Source organism: Streptococcus parasanguinis (assembly GCF_001069785.1).
Lineage (GTDB): Bacteria > Bacillota > Bacilli > Lactobacillales > Streptococcaceae > Streptococcus > Streptococcus parasanguinis_T.
This window is the reverse complement of the sequence record NZ_JVSR01000040.1, coordinates 1-2,542: the sequence shown is the minus strand read 5'-3', so window position 1 is coordinate 2,542 and position 2,542 is coordinate 1. Positions and strand designations below refer to the sequence as shown.

The following is a 2,542-nucleotide window of genomic DNA, read 5'->3' as shown; positions in this document are numbered from 1 at the left end:
ACAATCCAAAAACAATTGAGAGGCTAGGACTTTTGTCCCAGCCTCTTTTTCTTTATAAAATCAGAATTTCTAAACTCTAACTCATTCTGTGGTATACTAGGAATATGTTAGATTTAAAAGATTACGGGATTACCATGTGGAAGGAGGAAAAAATCGCCTCTTTTCGAGAAAAGTTATTAGCCTGGTATGATGCCCATAAACGGGATCTTCCCTGGAGAAGGACCCAGGATCCTTATAAAATTTGGATCTCAGAAATTATGCTCCAGCAGACACGTGTCGATACGGTTATTCCTTATTATGAGCGTTTTTTAGATTGGTTTCCGACGGTCGCTGAATTGGCTCAAGCCCCTGAAGAAAAACTCTTAAAAGCTTGGGAAGGCTTGGGCTATTACTCACGTGTCCGTAACATGCAGAAAGCTGCCCAGCAGATAATGGAAAATCACGGAGGTGTGTTCCCATCAAGTTATGAGGAAATATCTAAACTGAAGGGAATTGGGCCTTATACAGCTGGTGCCATTGCTAGTATTGCCTTTGGATTACCAGAGCCAGCAGTGGATGGCAATGTCATGCGTGTTCTATCCCGCTTGTTTGAGGTGGACTACGATATCGGAGTCCCGACTAATCGCAAGATTTTTCAAGCCATGATGGAATTCTTGATCGATCCGGCCCGTCCGGGTGATTTCAATCAGGCTTTGATGGATTTGGGGTCCGATATTGAATCGCCAGTCAATCCACGGCCGGAAGAGAGTCCTGTTAAGGAATTTAGCGCGGCCTACCAACATGGGACCATGGATCGTTATCCTATTAAGGCTCCCAAGAAGAAACCGGTACCTGTCTATCTCACAGCCTTTATTATCAAGGATAGTCAAGGCCGCTATTTGTTGGAGAAAAATGAGCGAGAAGGGCTTTTATCGGGTTTCTGGCATTTCCCCTTGATCGAAGTGGATTGCCTGTCTGAGAACCTAGGCCAATTATCACTACTGGATAGTAAGGGGGAAGCAGAGAGCAACCCAGAAATTCTTTCCTTTGAACAGGACTATGACTTAGCCATTGATTGGCAGGACAGATCGTATCCTATCGTCCAGCATGTCTTTTCGCATCGCAAGTGGCAGGTTCAGATCCGATACGGTCTGGTAAAAGAAGGTGAAGAGTTAGCAAGTGAATCGACTGTTTGGTTAAAACCAGAAGAATTTTCGGACTATCCTTTTGCTAAACCCCAGCAAAAGATCTGGGAAGCATTTAATAAATGAACGTTAATTTTAATTTAATATAGAGCATAAGTTTATGAAGAAAGAATAGGATTATGTAAGTTATATGGATTATATACCAGATTATTCAGATAAAAATTTTATAGGACCTCGTAGTATATTTGCTAGTATTATCTTTTTTATATTAACTTGTTTTAATTATTTTATGGCTGGCGTATATTATTATATGATTTACAAATTATATTCTAATCATGTGAAAATCAGCTTTATCATTATTTATTTATTTATATTTTACAATTTATTTTGGTTAACTCGTGAGTTAAATTTTAAAATACTTCACTGGCTTGGTTACCACGCCTCGCCAAAATATTATGGAAGTTTTAAAAGCAGGTTTCCTTTATTCAATAAAATAACGAAAACATATAAAATGCATTACAGAAGAAGATCAAAGAAACACCAATTTCTATTCTTATGCAGTTATTTGCTTTATTTAAATTTTGTGCCGATATGTTTCTTTCTTTATTTTTATTTTATAAGGTACTATACAGTTATGAACTATACAACTGACTTTAATAATGTAAATAAAATATATCTTACTATCTTCTTAATCTTGATATTTGCTACCATATTCATAAATGAATTACTATTTGAAAAGTACAGAAAATGGTTTACAAAACACTTTAATCTTGATGGTAGGCTAGAGGAGCATGAATTTCCAATATTTTTCTTAAAATGAAAAATAGTCTACTAAAATAGTTTGATGAAAAAAATTCTAAAAGTTGGACATCTTTTTCGGAAAATGAAAAATAGCTAGAGACTGATCTCTAGCTATTTTTTTTATAAATGAGCGAATGCTTTGATTTCTTCTTCAGACATAGATGAGTCGCAACGAACAGTGACTTCACCGGATTCGACATGTAAAAATCCTGGGACAGTTGGGATGCCGTAAGTTGAGCGGAAGGCTTGTAATGCGTCTAGCTGACTTGGTTCTTCACTATTGATAAAATAGATATGAGCTTTTGTTTCAGCTACGACAGTTGCTAATTTAGCAGCGAACTTCCGGCAGTAAGGGCAAGTCTTGCGTCCGATAAAGAAGGTCGCTGTTTCTTTTTGATTGATCGCTTCTTGCGCACGCTCGGCAGTTGTGACTTCAAGATCTTTAACATCTTCTAAAAATTGTTCCATGAGATTACCTCGCTTTCTTCTATGTCTAGTATGCCATATTTTCTATAAAATCGCTGGTATTTGCTACGAAAGAAAGAGAGAGTGGGACAGAAATCGGTTATTCGTTAGAATTCGATTTCGTCGTCTCACCTCCGCACAGTTGAGTAGGG

At 37.5% G+C, this 2,542-nt stretch carries 2 protein-coding genes; one reads left to right on the top strand and one right to left on the bottom strand.

The features are described from left to right. Positions 1 to 104: 104 nt before the first annotated feature. On the top strand, positions 105 to 1,250 hold the full coding sequence (gene mutY / locus ADG03_RS02770; RefSeq protein WP_049472491.1) for an A/G-specific adenine glycosylase: 1,146 nt from the start codon (positions 105 to 107) through the stop codon (positions 1,248 to 1,250). A 795-nt stretch (positions 1,251 to 2,045) separates the two neighbouring features. On the opposite strand, the gene ADG03_RS02760 is transcribed toward mutY, so the two are convergent. Continuing rightward, positions 2,046 to 2,393: a DUF6568 family protein gene (locus ADG03_RS02760; RefSeq protein ID WP_049472489.1), complete on the bottom strand. Its 348-nt coding sequence runs from the start codon at positions 2,391 to 2,393 to the stop codon at positions 2,046 to 2,048. Between the last annotated feature and the right edge of the window lie 149 nt (positions 2,394 to 2,542).